Genomic DNA, 17,546 nt, shown 5'->3' with positions numbered 1-17,546 from the left:
CTAAATACCCGTCGGTGGCTCGGCGTAGCGGTGTGCCCGGATCACCTCAGCCGCCTCGCTCAGCACGCTGCCCGCGTCCCCGATGACCGCGAAGTCGCAGATCTGCACGAGCGGGGCCTCCTCGTCGATGTTCACCGCGATGACGACCGAGGAGGCCTGCATGCCGCCGTGGTGGTGTGGGGCGCCGGAGATCCCGGCGCCGATGTAGACCCGCGGGGCGATGGTCACCCCGGTCTGGCCGATCTGCAGGTCGTGGGAGATCCAGCCCTCCTCGACGCAGTCGCGGGTCGTGCCCACGGCGCCGCCGAGGGCGTCGGCGAGCTCCTCCACGGGCGCGAAGTCGCCGTAGGTGCCCCGGCCGCCGGCGACGACGTGGGTCGCCTCGGCCAGGTCCGGGCGGCCGGAGCCGGAATGGACGGTGCGCTCGATCACCTCGAGTCCCGCGGGCAGGTCGACCTCGACGGCGAGCGACTCGAGCACGGGCGTGCCCGGGCGCTCGGCCGCACGGGCGGCCACCGCATTGGGGCGGATCGTGACCACGGCGAGCGGCGTCGTCGTCTCGCAGTCGCAGACCCAGCTGCCGGCGAAGGCGCGCTTGCCGCCGGCGAGCCCGGTGGGGGTGCGGCGCACGTCGGCGACGTCGATGAGCAGCCCCGCCCCGAGCAGGTGGGCGGTGTGGGCGGCGACCTCCTTGCCGAAGAACGAGGCCGGAATGAGCACGCTCGCCCCGGCCCCACCGCCGACGTGTTCGACCGCGCGCGCGAGCACCTGGCCGACGGCGGGCGCGAGGAGGGCCCGATCGGGGTCGAGGCCGGCGACGATCACCCGGTCGATGCCCGCGGTCGCGAGCTGGTCGAGCGCGCGCGGGGACGGCGGGCTCGTCGCCACGGCGATCGGCTCGCCCAGGCCGCGGGCGAGCGTGAGCGCCTCGAGGGTCGAGTCGGCGAGGTGGTCGCCGGCGTGGGCGACGTGGACGAGCACGGCCGGGGCGGTCATCGGGCGTCTCCGAGCAGGTCGTTGCGGATGAGGTAGTCGGCCAGGGCGCGCCCGCCGCCGCCGGTGTCGTGGACGATCACCGGTTCGGGGCGCTCGGGCGCGGGCTCGGCCCGGGTGACCCGCGTGCGGGAGGAGGCTGCGCCGTCGGCGAGCCCGAGATCGGCGAGCGCGACCGCGGCGACCGGGGCGCTGCGGGCGGCGAGGATGTCCTTGGTCTTGGGCAGGCGCGGGGAGTTGATCGCGTCCGAGACGGAGACGACGGCGGGCAGGGCGGCGCGCACGCGCTCGGCGGCGCCGTCGAGGTCGCGGGAGATCGTGGCGAGGCGCCCGTCCGGCCCGTCGGTCACCGTGAGGTCCTGGGCGCCGGCGAGCACGCCCCAGCCGAGCTCGGCGCCCACGAGGGTGGGCACGACCGATCCGAGACCGTCGAGGGCCGTCATGCCGGCGAGCACGAGGTCGATCGGCGCTCCCGGGCGGGCGAGGTGGGCGATCGCGGCGGCGAGCACCCGGGCGGTGGCGGGGGCGTCCAGGCCGGCGAGCGCGTCGTCCTGCACGTGCACGGCGGAATCGACCCCCATCTGCAGGGCCCGGCGCACGGCGTCGACGGCGATCGCGGGGCCGGTGGTCAGGGCGATCACCTCGTTCTCGCCGGGGACCTGCAGGGCCGCCTCGATCGCGTTCTCGTCCACCTCGTTCAGGGTGGAGTCGGCGGCCGTGCGCCGGGTGCGCCGATCGTCGTCGAACCCCCGCGCCGAGGCCAGATCGGGCACATGCTTGACGCAGACCACTATCCTCATGCTGCTAGCGTGCCATGCTCACCTCGATGGCCGATATCGTGGTGACGGTTCGTCATCATGGTCAGGCTGCGGGAAAGGTGCGTGTGTGAGTTCGCGATCCGAGGTGGCCTCCGACCAGGTGGCCGCGGCCACGGCACGATTCCCGCACCGATTCGGCGTCCACTGCCGCGACGGCGGGGTCGACGTGGCGGTGTACGCCCCGCAGGCCGAGGGCGTGTACGTGTGCTTCCTCGACCGGGATGATTCCGATCACACCGCCGCCGAGCGGCCCTGGCGCGAGCACCGGGTGCGGCTCCTGCGCTCCCACCACGGGGTCTGGACGGCGCACGTGCCGGGCATCGAGCCCGGCCGCCGATACGGCTTCCGCGCCCACGGCGCCACCGACCGCGCCGGCGGCCGGGGCTTCAACCCGGAGAAGCTGCTGGTCGACCCGTACGCCCGCGGGATCACCGGCTCGCTCACGCTCGACCCGCGGGTCTACGGCTGGGACGAGGACGGGCGCCCGATCCCGGGCGACTCCGCCCCGTTCGTGCCCCACGGGATCGTCATGCCCGCTCCCGAGCCCGCCCGCGGTCCCCGCCCGTACGTGCCCTGGGCGCAGACGGTGATCTACGAGGCGCACGTGCGCGGCCTCACCCGCAAGCTCCCGGGTGTTCCCGCGGACCTGCGCGGAACCTACGCGGGGCTCGCGCATCCCGCCACGATCGCCCACCTGCAGCGGCTCGGGATCACGGCCGTCGAGCTGCTGCCCATCCAGGCGAGGCTCGACGAGGTGGCGCTGGCGGAGCGGGGCGCCACGAACTACTGGGGCTACAACACCCTCGGGTTCTTCGCGCCCGAGCCCGGCTACGCGACCGCCGCGGCCCAGGCCGCCGGCCCGCAGGCGGTACTCGCCGAGGTGACCGAGATGGTCGAACTCCTGCACGAGGCCGGCATCGAGGTGCTCCTCGACGTCGTGTACAACCACACGTGCGAGGGCGGCATCGACGGGCCGATGATCAGCTGGCGCGGCCTGGACGAGGGGGGCTACTACCTCCACGCCGAGGGCGATGCGACCAACTACCTCGACATGACGGGCACCGGGAACACCCTCGACTTCGCGAATCCGCGGGTGGTCGAGCTGACCCTCGAGTCGCTGCGGTACTGGGCCGAGGTCGTCGGGGTGGACGGGTACCGGTTCGACCTGGCGGTGACCCTCGGCCGGTTCGGCACCCGGTTCGACTCGCTGCACCCGCTGCTCGTGGGACTCGTGACCGATCCCGTGCTCCGCCACCTCAAGCTCATCGCCGAGCCGTGGGACGTGGGCCAGCACGGCTGGCAGACCGGCAACTTCCTCGCCCCGATGTCCGAGTGGAACGATCGCTATCGCGACAGCGTGCGCACGTTCTGGCTCGCGGACCAGGCCGCCCTGACCGGCGGCCACAGCGGGCACGACCTGCGCGACCTGGCCACCCGGCTCGCGGGCTCGGCCGACCTCTTCGGCCACAACGGGGTCCCGGGCGGGCGGGGGCCGACGGCGTCGATCAACTTCGTCACCGCCCACGACGGGTTCACCCTCGCCGACCTCGTCGCCTACGACCACAAGCACAACGAGGCCAACGGCGAGGACAACCGCGACGGCACCGACAACAACCGGTCGTGGAACCACGGCGTCGAGGGCGCGAGCACCGATCCCGGCGTGCTCGCGGCCCGCCGGCGCAGCATGCGCAACCTGTTCGGCACGCTCGTGCTCTCGGCGGGGGTGCCGATGATCGCCGCCGGCGACGAGATCGCCCGCACCCAGCAGGGCAACAACAACGGCTACTGCATCGACGGCGACCTCACCTGGGTCGACTGGGACGCCGCCCACACGGGCGAGATCCCGGACTTCACGGCCACGGTCACGTACCTGCTCGACCTGCGCCGCTCCCACGAGGTGCTGCGCCCGGCGCACTACCGCTCGCACACCCGCTCCGGGCGGCCGACCCTGTCCTGGTACGACCGCACCGGCCAGGCGATGGAGCCGGAGACCTGGTACGACCCGAGCCAGCGCGTGCTGCAGATGGCGCGCGTGCAGCCCGAGGGCGAGGGCCGCAACCTGCTCGCGATCTTCAACGGCGAGATCGAGGCGGCCGGGATCGCGCTGCCCACCGCCGAGGACGGCCGCTACGAACTCGTGTGGGACTCCGAATGGGCCGCGCCGGACCACCCGTCCCGCGGCGCGGTCGCCGGCGCCGGGTCGCAGGTGACGCTCGCGCCGATGTCGCTGCGGGTGTACCTGAGCTCCTGAGCGCTCGGTCGCTCGCGTCGGCCCGATCGGCCCGATCGGCTCGGCCCCCTGCGCACCCGCCGGCTCGGCGGTAGCCTCGATTCCATGGTGGACGCAGACGTCATCGTCATCGGCGCGGGACTCTCGGGGCTGGTCACGGCCACCCGCGCCGCCGCCCGGGGCCGCAGGGTGATCGTGCTCGATGCGGAACCCACGGCCGCCCTCGGCGGGCAGGCGTGGTGGTCCTTCGGCGGCCTGCTCATGGTGGACTCCCCCGAGCAGCGCCGCCTCGGCGTGCACGACTCCCCCGAGCTCGCCTTCTCCGACTGGCTCGGCTCGGCGCGCTTCGCGGACGGCGCCGACCGCGGCCGGGGGCCCGACCGGTTCGGCTACGAATGGGCTCAGCGGTACGTCGAGTTCGCGGCCGGTCCGATGCGCGCATGGCTGCACGGGCTCGGGGTGCGCTGGTTCCCGCTCGTGCAGTGGGCCGAACGCGGCGGCTACCCCGCCGGCGGCCACGGCAACACCGTGCCGCGCTTCCACGTCACCTGGGGCACCGGGCCGGCGATCCTCGCCCCGTTCGTCTCCGCCGCGAACTCCGCGCGCGCCGACGGCCTGCTCGAGTTCAGGTTCCGGCACCGGGTGGTCGAGCTCGTCCGCACGGGCACGGCCGTCACGGGCGTGCGCGCCCAGGTCCTCACCCCGAGCCCGGCCGGGCGGGGCGAGCAGAGCTCGGCGGAGGTGACCGGCGAGGTCGAGCTGAGCGCGGGGGCCGTCGTCATCGCGGCCGGCGGGATCGGCGCGAACCACGACCTCGTGCGCGAGCTGTGGCCGAGCGGCACGCTGCCGACCACCCTGCTCTCGGGCGTGCCCGATTCCACCGACGGCTCGATGCAGACGGTCGCTGCGGGCGCCGGTGCCGCGCTCGTGCACACCGACCGCATGTGGCACTACCCCGAGGGCCTGCCGATGCCCGCGCCGGTGTGGAACCGGCACGGGATCCGGATCCTGCCCGGGCCCAGTTCGCTGTGGCTCGACGCCGACGGGAACCGGCTGCCCGCGCCGCTGTTCCCCGGCTTCGACGCCCTCGGCGCGCTCGAGCACATCACCGGCCGGGGCGACGAGCACTCGTGGTTCGTGCTCAACCGCACGATCATGGAGACCGAGTTCGCCCTCTCGGGCTCGGACATGAACCCCGACCTCACCGGCAAGGACGTCCCGCTCCTGCTCAAGCGGGTCACCCCGGGCGCGGTCGGGCCGGTGGCCGAGTTCGCCCGCCACTCCCCGGAGTTCGTGTGGGCCGACTCCCCGGCCGAACTCGCGGCCGGGATGAACGCCCTGGTGGGCGATGAGCGTATCGACGGCGCCCGCCTGGCCGGCCTCGTCTCGTTGCGCGATGCGCAGGTCGCCTCGGGCCTCGGGAAGGATCCGCAGGTGGTCGCGACCGCCGCCGCCCGCCGGTTCTGGGTGGACCGGCGGATGCGGGTCGCTCCCCCGCGTCCCCTCACGACCCCGCGTGACGGGCCGCTGCTGGCGGTGCGGCTGCACGTGCTCACCCGCAAGACGCTCGGCGGCATCCACACGGACGGGCGCGCCCGCGTGCTCGACCCGGCCGGCGCCGTCCTCGATGGGCTCTTCGCGGTCGGCGAGGCCGCCGGCTTCGGCGGCGGCGGGATCCACGGCCATCGCGCCCTCGAGGGCACGTTCCTCGGCGGCTGCCTGTTCAGCGGCCGGGTGGCGGCCGAGGCCGTGTGAGGCCGATACCCTGGGTCGGTGAGTTCTGAGAGTCCTGCAAACCCCGTGAATGTCGTGCCCGACGCCCAGCCCGAGGATGTCCTGAGCGACGACATCGAGAAGAGCCTCCAGCGCTCGGTCGCCCGCTCGGAGGAGATCGAGCGCGAGATCGCGGCGGACCCGAGCACCTTCCGGGTGCTCACCGGCGACCGGCCCACCGGCAGGCTGCACCTCGGCCACTACCTCGGCACGCTCGCGAACCGGGTGCGGCTGCAGGACGCCGGGGTCGAGACCGTGCTCGTCGTGGCGGACTATCAGGTGATCATGGATCGCGACGACGCCGGGCCGCTCGCCGAGCGGGTGCGCGGTCTCGTGACCGACTACCTGGCCGCCGGCATCGACCCGGAGCGCACGACGATCTTCACGCACTCCTCCGTGCCGGCGCTCAACCAGCTCGTGCTGCCGTTCCTGTCGATGGTCACCGACTCCGAGCTCAAGCGGAATCCGACGGTCAAGGCCGAGCACGAGGCCACCGGTGGTCGGCCGATGAGCGGGCTGCTGTTCACCTATCCGGTGCACCAGGCGGCCGACATCCTCTTCTGCAAGGCGAACCTCGTGCCCGTGGGCAAGGACCAGTTGCCGCACCTCGAGGCCACGCGGGTCGTGGCGCGACGCTTCAACGAGAAGTACGCGCGCACCTTCCCCCTGCCCGAGGCGCTGCTGAGCCGGACGGCGAACGTGCTCGGCCTCGACGGCGAGAAGATGTCGAAGTCGCGCGGGAACACGATCGAGCTCGGCATGACCGCCGACCAGACCGCCAAGCAGTTCAAGCGGGCCGTGACCGACTCCGACCGGCACATCACCTACGATCCGATCGGCCGCCCGACCGTGGCGAACCTGCTTCAGATCGCCGCCGCCTGCAGCGGGGACGACCCGGCCCGGATCGCGGCCGAGATCGGCGACGGCGGCGGCGGCGGCCTCAAGGCCGTCGTGACCGAGGCCGTGAACGAGCACCTCGCCCCCCTGCGCGCCCGGCGGCTCGAGCTCGAGGCCGATCCCGGCTACATCGCCTCCGTACTCGCGGCGGGCAACAAGCGCGCGAACGAGATCGCCGACGCCACCCTCGACGAGGTGCGTGCCGCGATGGGGATGGTCTACGGCGCCTGAGTCTCTGCCCGTCCGGGCCGGTGGTGGTCAGGTCGCGGCCGGTGATGTCGACGACGTCTCGTCGCTTCCTGCCCCGGGCTCTGGGATCATGGGCGTTGGTCTGCCTTCAGGAGTGTCCCACGTGCCCATCGCGTCTCTGCCCCAGTCCGCCCTCACGAGCCTCGAGCCCACGGCTGTGCTCTTCGATCTCGACGGCACCATCAGCGACTCCGGCGCCGCCATCACCTCGGCGGTCGCCGAGGCGCTCGCCGCAGGTGACTACCCGGCGATCAGCCAGGCCGACCTGTTGCATTTCGTCGGCCCGCCCATTCGCGACGGTTTTCGTGAGTTCGGGGGCGTGGCCGAGGAGGACCTCGACCGGGTCGTCGCCGCGTTCCGGCCCCTGTACGAGGGCCGGATGCTCGCCCCCGCATTCGAGGGGATGCCGGAGCTCGTCAGGGCGTTGCACTCCCGCGGCGTGCCGCTTGCGCTCGCGACGTCGAAGCGTCGCGCGTTGGCGATGCAGATCGTCGAGCATTCGGGGCTGACCGAATATTTCACCGCCCAGTGCGGTGCATCCGACGACGGCACCCGCGCCTGGAAGGCCGATATCGTCGAGGATACCCTCGCTGCCCTGCGCGCCGAAGGTGTCGACGTCTCCCGGGCGGTCATGGTCGGTGATCGCGATCACGACGTCAACGGCGCCATCACCCACGACATCCTCTCGGTGTTCGTCGCCTGGGGCTACGGCACCGACGAGGAGCGCGACGGCGCGAGCGCCGTCGCGACCGACGTCGGCGAGTTGGCTCAGTTGCTCGGCGTGAGCTGAGGTTCGGGTTCGGGTTCGGGGTCGCCGACATGGCGTCGTAGGGCCCCGGCGATGTCGTCCCCGCCGGCCGGTCGCATCAGCCTCATGGCGATGGCCGTGGAGCCTGAGCGCGGGCGCTGGGGAGACCATCCACCCGTGATGCTCGGGACGTGACCTCAACGCCTGCGCAACAGCACCCAGAAGCCGATCAAGGTGAGCACGGCCCCTGCGACCCAGGCGGCGATCGGGTTGAGCGGGAAGTTCAGCCGGTCGGGCAAGGTGGGGAGCACGACGACGAACACCGCGGCCACGAAGAACCATACGGCGGGGGATCTCCCGGCCTGTTTCTTCGGTTCCTGCGGCATTGCCGACCCCTGGTCATTGGTCACGCTGGTCATGCCCACCAGCCTGCCTCACGCTCACCGAATCCGCGGGTGGACGACGGTACAGTTCTCCGCCGCGGGTCCTCCTCAGCCTGCCACACCACGGCTGGTCACCCGGTCGCCCAGTCACCCGGTCGGGCCGACGGCCGGCGTGGTCAGAAGGGTGGTTCGGCGGGTCGGCAGGCGTCGGCGGCGGCGGCTTCTGCCCGGCGTCTGGCGGCGCGGGCCTGGTCGGCTCTCTTGATGATGTCGTGGTTGCAGGCCTCGAGGATGTCCCGGTTCTCGAGGGTGGCCTCGGACCAGTGGGCCCGGTTCGCCCGTTCCCGCTGCGGGGACATCGACCCGCTCGCCGACCGTTCACTCGCGCCGGTCGTGCCGGTCGTACCGCCCACGCCACCCACGCTTGTCGCGCCGGTCGCGCCGGTCGTGCCGGTTGCGTCGGTCGGACCGTTCGAGCCGGTCGGACCGTTCGAGCCGGTCGTGCCGATTGAGTCGGTCGGGCCGGTCGAGCCGCCCACGCCGTTCGGGTCGTTCGAGCCGGTCGGGCCGCCCACGCCGTTCGGGTCGTTCGAGTCCCGGTGGTCGCTCGTCTTGCTCGTCTGACCCGGCTCGTCTGGTTCGTGGATGCCGGTGTTCTGGGTGTCGTAGGTGCCCCACGGGGTGCGTAGGAGCCGTAGGCCGTGGGGCCCGGTCCACAGGTAGGTGCCGGTATCGAGTTTGACGTAGGTCCAGGCCGCGTGCCGGCCGCGGGACGCGGCGTCGGCGCGGGCGTGGGTCTTGAGCCGGTGGTGCGCGCGGCACAGCGGGGCGAGGTTGCACGGGCAGGTCGCCCCGCCGGTGGCGACCTCGGCGCCGGCGTTCGGGCCGGTTCGGGGCCGGGTGGTGTGCCAGGCCTGGATATGGTCCAGGTCGCAGGCGCGGGCGGTGCGGGTACACCAGGGGAAGGCGCATCGATCCTCGGCCAGGACGAGTTGTTCACGCAGCCGCTCAGACGGGGTGTAGCAGTCCGTGGCGAGTGGCTCGTCCAGGTCCAGGACCGGCCGCACGATGATCTCCGGCGCGAAAAACGCCAACCCGCTACCGCCCGCACCCGTAGCGCCGGCAGCGCCCGTAGCACCGGCAGCACCCGTAGCACCGGCAGCACCGGAGCCGGGGCTACCGGCCAACGCCCCGAGCAGGACGGTCTCGCCGGTCCCGGCGGCGACCTCGGCGGATCCGGGAGCGGTGGACACACCTGTGCTGACGGTCCCGCCCATTCCGGGCAGGACGGTCTCGCCGGCCCCGGCGGCGACCTCGACGGATCCGGGAGCGGTGGACACACCTGTGCTGTCGGTCCCGCCGGTTCCGGGCATGGCTGTCCCCTCAATGCCGCCAGATCGGTGCCTGCGCCGGTCGAGGATCGGGCCGGTGGGCCGGGTGAGGCAGTCACCGGTGCAGGGGCGTCCGTGCGGGGTGAGCGCGGATGGCCGGTAGAACATCGGGGCGAGTTCGGCGGCGCTGATGAACGTGCCGGCCGGGATGCCGCGGGCCTCGATACGCACCGGCGTCCGCCGCAACCGGCCACGATCGATCCCCAACGACGACCCAGGCGACCCAGTCGACCCAGTCGGCCCAGTCGGCGGCCCGGATGCGTGCGTGGCGGGCCTGCCGGCGGCGTCATCGCCGTGATCGGCTCCCGCAGCTCCGGCGCCGCCGGGTGTCGGCGGTGGTGGTGGGCCGGTGTTCGGGATGCCGAAGGGGAACAGGTCACGGGCCTGGACGTGCAGGTACATCAAGATCTTGCCACGCGGCACACCCGCCCCACCCGTGGTCACCGGGACGCCCGTGGTCACCGGGTCGTCGTCGTGGCGGTTGCCGGTGCAGTTCGGATCCCCACACCAACTCGACCCTGCCGGCCCACCGTTCGGCCCACCGGGCGGTCTGCCGGGCAGCTGGGCACCGGTCGACCCACCATTCGGCCCACTGTTCGACCCGCTGTTCGGCTCGCTGGTCGGGGTCTCGGGTGGGGTGAGGGGGTGTTGGCCGTCGTAGCGGAGCCGGGCGAGGTCGCCCATCGCGTAGGAGCGCAACTCGCCCGCGGTCAGCTTCCAGCCCTGGGCGGTGAGGGTGGCGGCGAGGTGGTCGATGACGTCTTCGAGGATGCGGCCCTCCACGACGGGCAGGACGGCCTGCACGCTGGTGTCCCCGGTCCCGTTGCGTGCGTGCTTGAACACGACGTCTCGTGCCGGTGGCGCGGCGAAGCGTTCCTCGAGGTCTTCGTACTCCTCGGGCATGTGCTCGATCAGGGCCCGCTTGATCAGGCCATCGAGCTGGGCCTGCCCGAAGTTCAAGGGCACGAGGTCGAGCTGGGCATCGACGTAGCCACATGCCTCTTCCGAGAGGAACAGGGTCGCCCGGGCGAGGGTACGGGCCCGCCACACCCGCGTCCGCCCGGCCATGGTCCGGGCGAACAGGCGCGGTAGCCGCACCCGCAACTGTTCGGCCTCCAGCAGCAGCCGCTCGGCCGCGCCCAGACCCATCCCGGCCGCGGTCGCGAATGTCGAGATCGAGAACTCCTCCACCGTCCACAACCCCCGCACCCCCGTGCCCGGATCGACCCCCAGATCGGCCCCGTGCTCACCACCCGAGGCCACAAACCCCGAGACCCCGGCCCCGGAGGTCGCCGGCCCGCCGGCCGCGGGAGAGGAGGAAGCACCTGCAAGCGTGCCACTGGCCGAGGGCGCGGGATCGGCACACGCGGCGGTGGCGTCACCGCCGGTGCCGGAGCCGGTCGTGGCCGGGGTGACCACGTGGCCCTCCTGCTCCCAGATCGCGTTGCGGGCACGGGCGCGTTCGGCCACGAGCCGCGGCGCACCGGCCAGGTCCTCATCGCCGTCATAGTCATCGGCGATGACGAACGGATGCCACTGCACCCACGTCGCCGCCAACGCGAGCTGCTCCACCTTCACCCGATCCACGGTATCGCGGCCCTGACGCAGCCGAGCGACCAGGCCGGCGTCATCGCCTACCTCGCCCACCAGCTGCTGAAGTTCCATACCAATCATGGTCTCAGCGACCACCGACATTCCCCCGGCCCCAACCGCCCAAGGACACCCAGAAACACGACCGGGAGACATATCGAAGAATCTTCGGGCAGGCCGACGGTCGTGGCGGGCGGATGCGGATCGCGACCATGGGAACAGCCGAGCGCGCAAGCGGCCGGACGTGCGGGCACATCCCGTCCGTGAAGGAACACCGGCGCCGACGACCACCGGAACGCACGAGAGGCGCCGACGACCCCCGGGACGCACGAGAGGCACCGATGGTCGGGAGGACCAGGCGACATGGCTGGAACGCTCGAGCCCCGGACCGCCCGAGCCTCCGACACCCGGCCCGACATTTGGCCTGATCCCCGCTCAGAACCGCGGAGCGGCCGGCGGCGGGGGTTGCCACCCCATCGCGGCATCGGCGCCGCGGTTGACGAGCCCGGCGGGAGTCACGCGCATGAGGGCGTTCCGAACGCTCTGGCGCCGCCCACCGCCCAGGTGAGCGCCGATGCGGGCGGTGGCCATCGCCGCCCGCCCGAGCGCTCGCGAACGCGGCCGGCGCACGGCGTCGAACTCCGCCAGGGCCGGGGCAAGCCTGCCCCCGGCCGCGACCGGGTGCCCGATGAAAAGGCCGATGCACGCGCCGTCCTCCAGCGCGGTGGCGACGCCCTGCCCCATGGTGGGCAGGAAGCCGTGGGCGGCATCGCCGATCATGACCACGCGGCCATGGGTATAGCTCGGCAGTCCGCCCGGTAGGTGGTACACGTCGTGCCTCATGACGGCGCCCGGCTCCGTCGCGTCCATGACGTCGAGTACGGGCCGGGCCCAGCCGGCGAAGCGCTCCCGGGCGGCGACGAGCTCGTCGTCGAGCCGGGTGCGGGAGGGCATCGCGACATAGCCGTACCAGTAGGTGAGCTCCTCCGAGACCGGCATGAGGCCGAACTCGGCGTGCGGCCCCCAGAACTGGCGCAGCGTCGTCACCTCGGGCGTTCGGGCGGTGAGCGCCCGCCAGCTCGAGTAGCCGCTGTAGGTGAGCCGGTGCGAGCTGAACAGTGCGTCCCGGACGGCGCTGAACATGCCGTCGGCGCCGACCACGAGATCGGCCTCACGGCCCGCGACGACGGCGGGTGCTCCCCCGGGCGCGCCGACCGAGAGCGTCGCGACCTCGAGCCCGGTCTCGATGTCGACCCCCACCGCACGGGCCCGTTCGAGCAGGACGTGATGGATGCGCCGGCGGTTCACCCCGATCAGCGCGACGGCCGCGCGGGTGCGGGCATCGTCGGCGAGCGTGAGGATGGGCCGCCCGTCGAATGCCCAGGTACCCGCGGCCCGGGTGCGGTAGCCGAGCAGGCCGACCGTGTCGTCGTCGAAGCCGAGGGCACGGAACGCCGCGACGGCGTTCCGTGCCATGGCGAACCCCGCGCCCAGCTCGGTGGGCGTCGCGGCCCGCTCGGCGACGGTCACCTCCCAGCCGGCGCGGGCGAGCGAGATCGCAGCCGCCAATCCTGCGATCCCGCCGCCCACCACGACCGCCGCGTGACTCATCGCACGGTCAGGCTCCCGTCACGAGGCCCAGCTCGGCGTCGGACGCCATCTCGGGGTGCGTCGGAACGATCCGCACGGTGTAGCCGAACGGGCCGGCCTCCTCGAGTGCGTAGTCGAGTGCGAACTGGTGCCGCCCACCCTCGTAGGTCTCGGTGTGGTCGAGCAGGACGGTGCGGAAGTCGACGAGCTCGTCGTTCTCCCGCACGCGCCCGTAGTTCATCTGCACCTGCACGTCGACCGGGTCGAGGTCGCCGAGCGTGACGAACGCCCGCACGTTGAGCCGGTCACCGACGTTGACGGTCTCGTGCAGGCCCTCGGATTCGACGTGGTCGACCCGAACGCTGTGCCAGGCGGCCCGCACGCGGTTCTTCCACGCGGCCAGCGCGCCGGCCGCCTCCACGGAACTCAGCGCCCGAGCGGACTCGGCGGTCGGGCCGTACATGACCGCCAGGTAGTCCTTGACCATCCGGGTCGCCTGCACCTTGGGCCCGAGCGTGGCCAGCGTGTGGCGCACGTTCTCCAGCCAGCGCAGCGGGAGGCCGTCGGTGCGGTCGTAGAAGCGCGGCACCACGGTGTTCTCGAGCAGGTCGTAGAGCGCGGTGGCCTCGAGGTCGTCGCGACGCTCGGGATCCTCCACGCCGTCGGCGGTCGGGATGGCCCAGCCGTTGTGGCCGTCGTACATCTCGTCCCACCAGCCGTCGAGGATCGAGAGGTTGAGGCCGCCGTTCAGGGCGGACTTCATGCCCGACGTGCCCGAGGCCTCGAGCGGGCGCAGCGGGTTGTTCAGCCACACGTCGCAGCCCGGCAGGAGGGTCTGGGCCATCTCGATGTCGTAGTTCGGCAGGAACACGATCCGCTTGCGCACGTCCTCGGAGTCCGCGAACTGCACGAGCTGCTGGATGAGCCGGATCCCCTGCTCGTCGGCCGGGTGCGACTTGCCGGCCACGATGATCTGGATGGGACGGTCCGGGTCGGTCAGCAGGGCCCGCAGCCGCTCGGGGTCACGCAGCATGAGCGTGAGGCGCTTGTACGTGGGCACGCGGCGGGCGAAGCCGATCGTGAGCACGTCCTCGTCGAGCACCTCGCCGACCCAGCCGAGCTCGGCCGGGGAGGCCCCGCGCTGCGACCAGGACTTGCGCACCCGCTCGCGCGCGTCGCGCACGAGCGCCGAGCGCAGCCGGCCGCGCAGCTCCCACAGGGTGGCGTTGTCGATCCGGTCGCTCAGCCACCCGGACCCGTCGCTCACCTGGGCGTCGGTGAAGCATTCGGCCTGCGCCTCGGCGAAGACCGGGTCGACCCAGGTGCCCGAGTGCACGCCGTTCGTGATCGAGGTGATCGGCACCTCGGTCACGTCGAAGCCGGACCACAGGTGGTGGAACATGCCGCGGGAGACCTTCCCGTGCAGCTTCGCCACCCCGTTCGCGCGCTTGGCCAGCCGCAGGCCCATGACGGCCATGTTGAACACGCCCGGATCGCCGCCGGGGTAGTCCTCGGCGCCGAGCGCCAGGATCCGCTCGACGGGCACGCCGGGGACCTCCGCACCGGAGGAGAAGTAGTCCCGCACGAGGGAACTCTCGAATCGGTCGATCCCGGCGGGAACGGGAGTGTGCGTGGTGAACACGGTGCCGCCGCGCACGGCCTCGACCGCGGTGTCCACGTCGGCCCCGGTCGCCTCGATGTACTCCCGCATCCGCTCCACGCCGAGGAAGCCCGCGTGGCCCTCGTTGCAGTGGTACACCTCGGGCTCGGGGGCGCCGGTGAGCCGCGAGAACTCCCGCAGCGCCTTGACGCCGCCCATCCCGAGGAGCAGCTCCTGCTGAAGCCGGTGCTCGGAGGTGCCTCCGTAGAGGCGGTCGGTGACGTGCCGGGCGGCGTCGTCGTTCTCGACCACGTTCGAGTCGAGCAGCAGCAGCGGCACGCGGCCCACGTCCGCGCGCCAGACCTGGGCGTTGAGCACGCGCCCGCCGGGCAGCGGAACGCTCACCCGCACGGGCCGGTCCTCGCCGTCGCGCAGGAGCGTGAGCGGCAGGTTGTCGGGGTCGAGCACGGGATAGGTCTCCGCCTGCCACCCGTCGCGGGTGAGCGACTGGCGGAAGTAGCCGGCGCCGTAGAGCAGACCGACGCCGACGATCGGCATCCCCAGATCGCTCGCGCTCTTGAGGTGGTCGCCGGCGAGGATGCCCAGGCCGCCGGAGTACTGCGGCAGCGCCCCGGTGATGCCGAACTCGGCGGAGAAGTAGGCGATCGCCGCCGGCGGGGCGGCCTCACCCGCATCCGCGCGGCGCTGCGCCTCGCCCTGGTACCACCGCCGCTCGCGCAGGTAGTCGGCCAGGTCTTCGGCGAGGTGGCGCACCCGGGCGACGAACGCGTCGTCGGCGGCCAGGGCGTCGAGCCGGTCGGAACTGAGGGAGCCGAGCAGCGTGACCGGGTCGCCGTGCAGGGACCGCCACAGGTCCGCATCGATCGACTCGAACAGCTCCCTGGTCGGGGTGTGCCACGACCAGCGTAGGTTGACAGCGAGGTCGTCCAGGGCCGCCAGTGGCTCGGGCAGCATGGGACGAACAGTGAATCGTCGGATAGCTCTCACGCTCGCGAGTCTAGCCACCGGGCCCTCGGGCCGCCTGGGAACCGTCTCGCTGGTGACGCATCACTCAGCCGGAGGGTGACCCGGCCCTCCCGGGCCATGCCCGCGGGCGAATCGCGCCGGACTCTCCTGACGAACCGGCACTTCGTGGGTAGGTTCTCTAGTGTGACCACGACACCGGAGCCCCGTCCGACCGCCCTGCCCGGCTTCCCGCCCGCCGGGCCGAGTCCCGAACCCGCCCCGGCGGCGGGTATCGGCCGCATCCCCGTGCTCGACGTCGGCCCGGTCGTCGAGGGCGGCCGCTGGCCCACGAAGGCGGTCGTCGGCGAGGTCGTGCCCGTGCGGGCGACCGTCTTCCGCGATGGCCACGAGTACGTGAGCGCCACGGCCGTGCTCATCGATCCCGAGGGCCGGGACCACTCCGCGCTCACCATGCGCCCGGGGACCCCCGGCCTGGACGACTGGCACGCCGAGTTCGTGCCCGACCGGGTGGGCCGCTGGTACTTCCGGGTCGAGGGCTGGTCCGACCCGCTGGCGACGTGGGCGCACGACGCCGTGATCAAGGTCGACGCGGACGTCGACACCGAGCTCATGCTCACCGAGGGCGCCCTGCTGCTCGAGGCCGCGGCCGCTCGCCCCGGCCTGCCGGCGGGCGTCGTCGCTGTTCTCATGGACGCCGTCGCGGGCCTTCGCGATTCGGCCCGCCCGGCCGCGGCCCGCCTCGCCGCCGGCACCGACGCGCGGGTACGGTCCGCCCTCGCCGCTCACCCCGTGCGCCGGTTCGTGACCGCGAGCGCGACCTATCCGCTCCAGGTGCACCGCCGGGAGGCGCTGTTCAGCTCGTGGTACGAGTTCTTCCCGCGCTCCGAGGGGGCCACGTTCGACGAGGCGAGCGGCACGTGGACCTCGGGCACGCTCCGCACGGCGGCCGAGCGCCTGCCCGGGATCGCGGCGATGGGCTTCGACGTCGTCTACCTCACGCCCATCCACCCGATCGGGTCCACGAACCGCAAGGGCCGCAACAACACGCTCACGTGCGAGCCGGGCGACCCGGGCTCCCCGTACGGGATCGGCGCGGCCGACGGCGGCCACGACGCCGTCCACGCCGACCTGGGCACGTTCGACGATTTCGACGACTTCGTCGCCCGCGCCCGCGGTCTCGGGATGGAGGTGGCCCTCGACCTGGCCCTGCAGGCCTCACCCGACCACCCGTGGGCGATCGACCACCCCGACTGGTTCACCGTGCGGGCCGACGGCACCATCGCCTACGCGGAGAACCCGCCGAAGAAGTACCAGGACATCTACCCGCTCAATTTCGACCGCGACCCCGAGGGGATCTACGAGGCCGTCCGCGACGTCGTCTACACGTGGATCGATCACGGGGTCACGGCCTTCCGGGTGGACAACCCGCACACGAAGCCGCTGACGTTCTGGGAGCGGCTCCTGGCGGAGGTCGCCTCGACCCATCCCCACGTGATCTTCCTGTCCGAGGCGTTCACGAAGCCGGCGATGATGCGCGCCCTCGCGCTCATCGGCTTCCACCAGTCCTACACCTACTTCACGTGGCGGAACACGAAGGAGGAGCTCTCGGAGTACCTCGCCGAGGTCGCCGGGGACTCGGGTGCGGTGCTGCGCCCCTCGTTCTGGCCCACGACGCACGACATCCTCACCCCGTACATGCAGCAGGGCGGGCAGGCGGCGTTCGCGATCCGGGCGGTGCTCGCCGCCACCGGCTCGCCCACGTGGGGGATCTACTCCGGCTACGAGTTCGCCGAATCCGTCGCCCGGCCGGGCGCCGAGGAGCAGATCGACAACGAGAAGTACGAGTTCAAGCCGCGGGACTGGACCCGGGCCGAGCACATCGGGCTGGCCACGCTGCTCACCCGACTCAATCAGCTCCGCGCCGCCCACCCGGCGCTGCAGCAGCTGCGCAACCTCACCGTGCACGGCACGACCGACGACGCCATCGTCTGCTTCTCCAAGCGGATCGCGGCGGAGCACTCCCCCACGGGCACGGACGACGTGATCATCGTGGCCGTCACGACCGACCCGTTCGCGACCCGCGAGGGCCGGCTCTTCCTCGACATGCACGCGCTCGGGCTCCACCACGAGGCGACCTTCGTGGCCGAGGACCTGCTCTCGGGGGACCAGTACCTGTGGGACCGGACCCCGTTCGTGCGCCTCGACCCGCACGGGAACTGCGCGCACATCATCTCGGTGCGCAGCTCCGGCGGGCGGGTCTGACATGCCCGCGCCCCACGCCGCACCGGCCGCCGCCC

General features: G+C 72.6%; 11 protein-coding genes. 5 read left to right on the top strand and 6 right to left on the bottom strand.

Going from position 1 to position 17,546, the window contains the following annotated elements:
* Together GCE65_RS04935 and GCE65_RS04930 are read right to left on the bottom strand one after the other, a co-directional pair.
* Window positions 1-996 carry an electron transfer flavoprotein subunit alpha/FixB family protein gene (locus tag GCE65_RS04935; protein ID WP_153877599.1) on the bottom strand — a complete coding sequence of 332 codons (996 nt, stop codon included), beginning with the start codon at window positions 994-996 and terminating at the stop codon, window positions 1-3.
* A complete protein-coding gene (locus GCE65_RS04930; protein ID WP_153877598.1) occupies window positions 993-1,793 on the bottom strand; it encodes an electron transfer flavoprotein subunit beta/FixA family protein in 801 nt (266 codons plus the stop codon). The genes GCE65_RS04935 and GCE65_RS04930 overlap by 4 nt, the downstream gene beginning before the upstream one ends.
* Before the next feature lie 85 nt (window positions 1,794-1,878).
* Between GCE65_RS04930 and glgX the strand changes: the two genes are divergently transcribed.
* From glgX to GCE65_RS04910, 4 genes are all read left to right on the top strand, one after another.
* Window positions 1,879-4,062: a glycogen debranching protein GlgX gene (glgX, locus tag GCE65_RS04925; protein ID WP_228760120.1), complete on the top strand. Its 2,184-nt coding sequence runs from the start codon at window positions 1,879-1,881 to the stop codon at window positions 4,060-4,062.
* Window positions 4,063-4,146: 84 nt separating this feature from the next.
* Window positions 4,147-5,796, top strand: coding sequence for an FAD-binding dehydrogenase (locus tag GCE65_RS04920; RefSeq protein WP_153877595.1), 1,650 nt, complete (start codon window positions 4,147-4,149; stop codon window positions 5,794-5,796).
* A 54-nt stretch (window positions 5,797-5,850) separates the two neighbouring features.
* On the top strand, window positions 5,851-6,942 hold the full coding sequence (gene trpS / locus GCE65_RS04915; RefSeq protein ID WP_370460215.1) for a tryptophan--tRNA ligase: 1,092 nt from the start codon (window positions 5,851-5,853) through the stop codon (window positions 6,940-6,942).
* Between the two features lie 121 nt (window positions 6,943-7,063).
* Window positions 7,064-7,750, top strand: a complete 687-nt coding sequence (locus GCE65_RS04910) for an HAD hydrolase-like protein (protein WP_194928829.1) — start codon at window positions 7,064-7,066, stop codon at window positions 7,748-7,750.
* Between the two features lie 155 nt (window positions 7,751-7,905).
* Here GCE65_RS04910 and GCE65_RS04905 read toward each other — a convergent pair whose 3' ends face one another.
* From GCE65_RS04905 to glgP, 4 genes are all read right to left on the bottom strand, one after another.
* Entirely contained in the window at window positions 7,906-8,127 is a 222-nt protein-coding gene (locus tag GCE65_RS04905) for a hypothetical protein (protein WP_153877591.1), read from the bottom strand.
* 140 nt (window positions 8,128-8,267) lie between these two features.
* Complete coding sequence (locus GCE65_RS16870; RefSeq protein WP_153877590.1) at window positions 8,268-11,147, bottom strand: HNH endonuclease signature motif containing protein; 2,880 nt, start codon at window positions 11,145-11,147, stop codon at window positions 8,268-8,270.
* Window positions 11,148-11,507: 360 nt separating this feature from the next.
* A complete protein-coding gene (locus GCE65_RS04895) occupies window positions 11,508-12,683 on the bottom strand; it encodes an FAD-dependent oxidoreductase (protein ID WP_153877589.1) in 1,176 nt (391 codons plus the stop codon).
* A gap of 7 nt (window positions 12,684-12,690) precedes the next feature.
* Window positions 12,691-15,270 carry an alpha-glucan family phosphorylase gene (glgP, locus tag GCE65_RS04890; RefSeq protein WP_153877587.1) on the bottom strand — a complete coding sequence of 860 codons (2,580 nt, stop codon included), beginning with the start codon at window positions 15,268-15,270 and terminating at the stop codon, window positions 12,691-12,693.
* 96 nt (window positions 15,271-15,366) lie between these two features.
* Here glgP and GCE65_RS04885 point away from each other — a divergent pair, with 96 nt between their 5' ends.
* A complete protein-coding gene (locus GCE65_RS04885; RefSeq protein ID WP_152909618.1) occupies window positions 15,367-17,511 on the top strand; it encodes an alpha-1,4-glucan--maltose-1-phosphate maltosyltransferase in 2,145 nt (714 codons plus the stop codon).
* Window positions 17,512-17,546: the final 35 nt, after the last annotated feature.

The organism is Pseudactinotalea sp. HY158, assembly GCF_009660225.1.
Taxonomy (GTDB): domain Bacteria; phylum Actinomycetota; class Actinomycetes; order Actinomycetales; family Beutenbergiaceae; genus HY158.
Note: the sequence above shows the minus strand (reverse complement) of the source record. Positions and strands in the feature narration are given on the sequence as shown.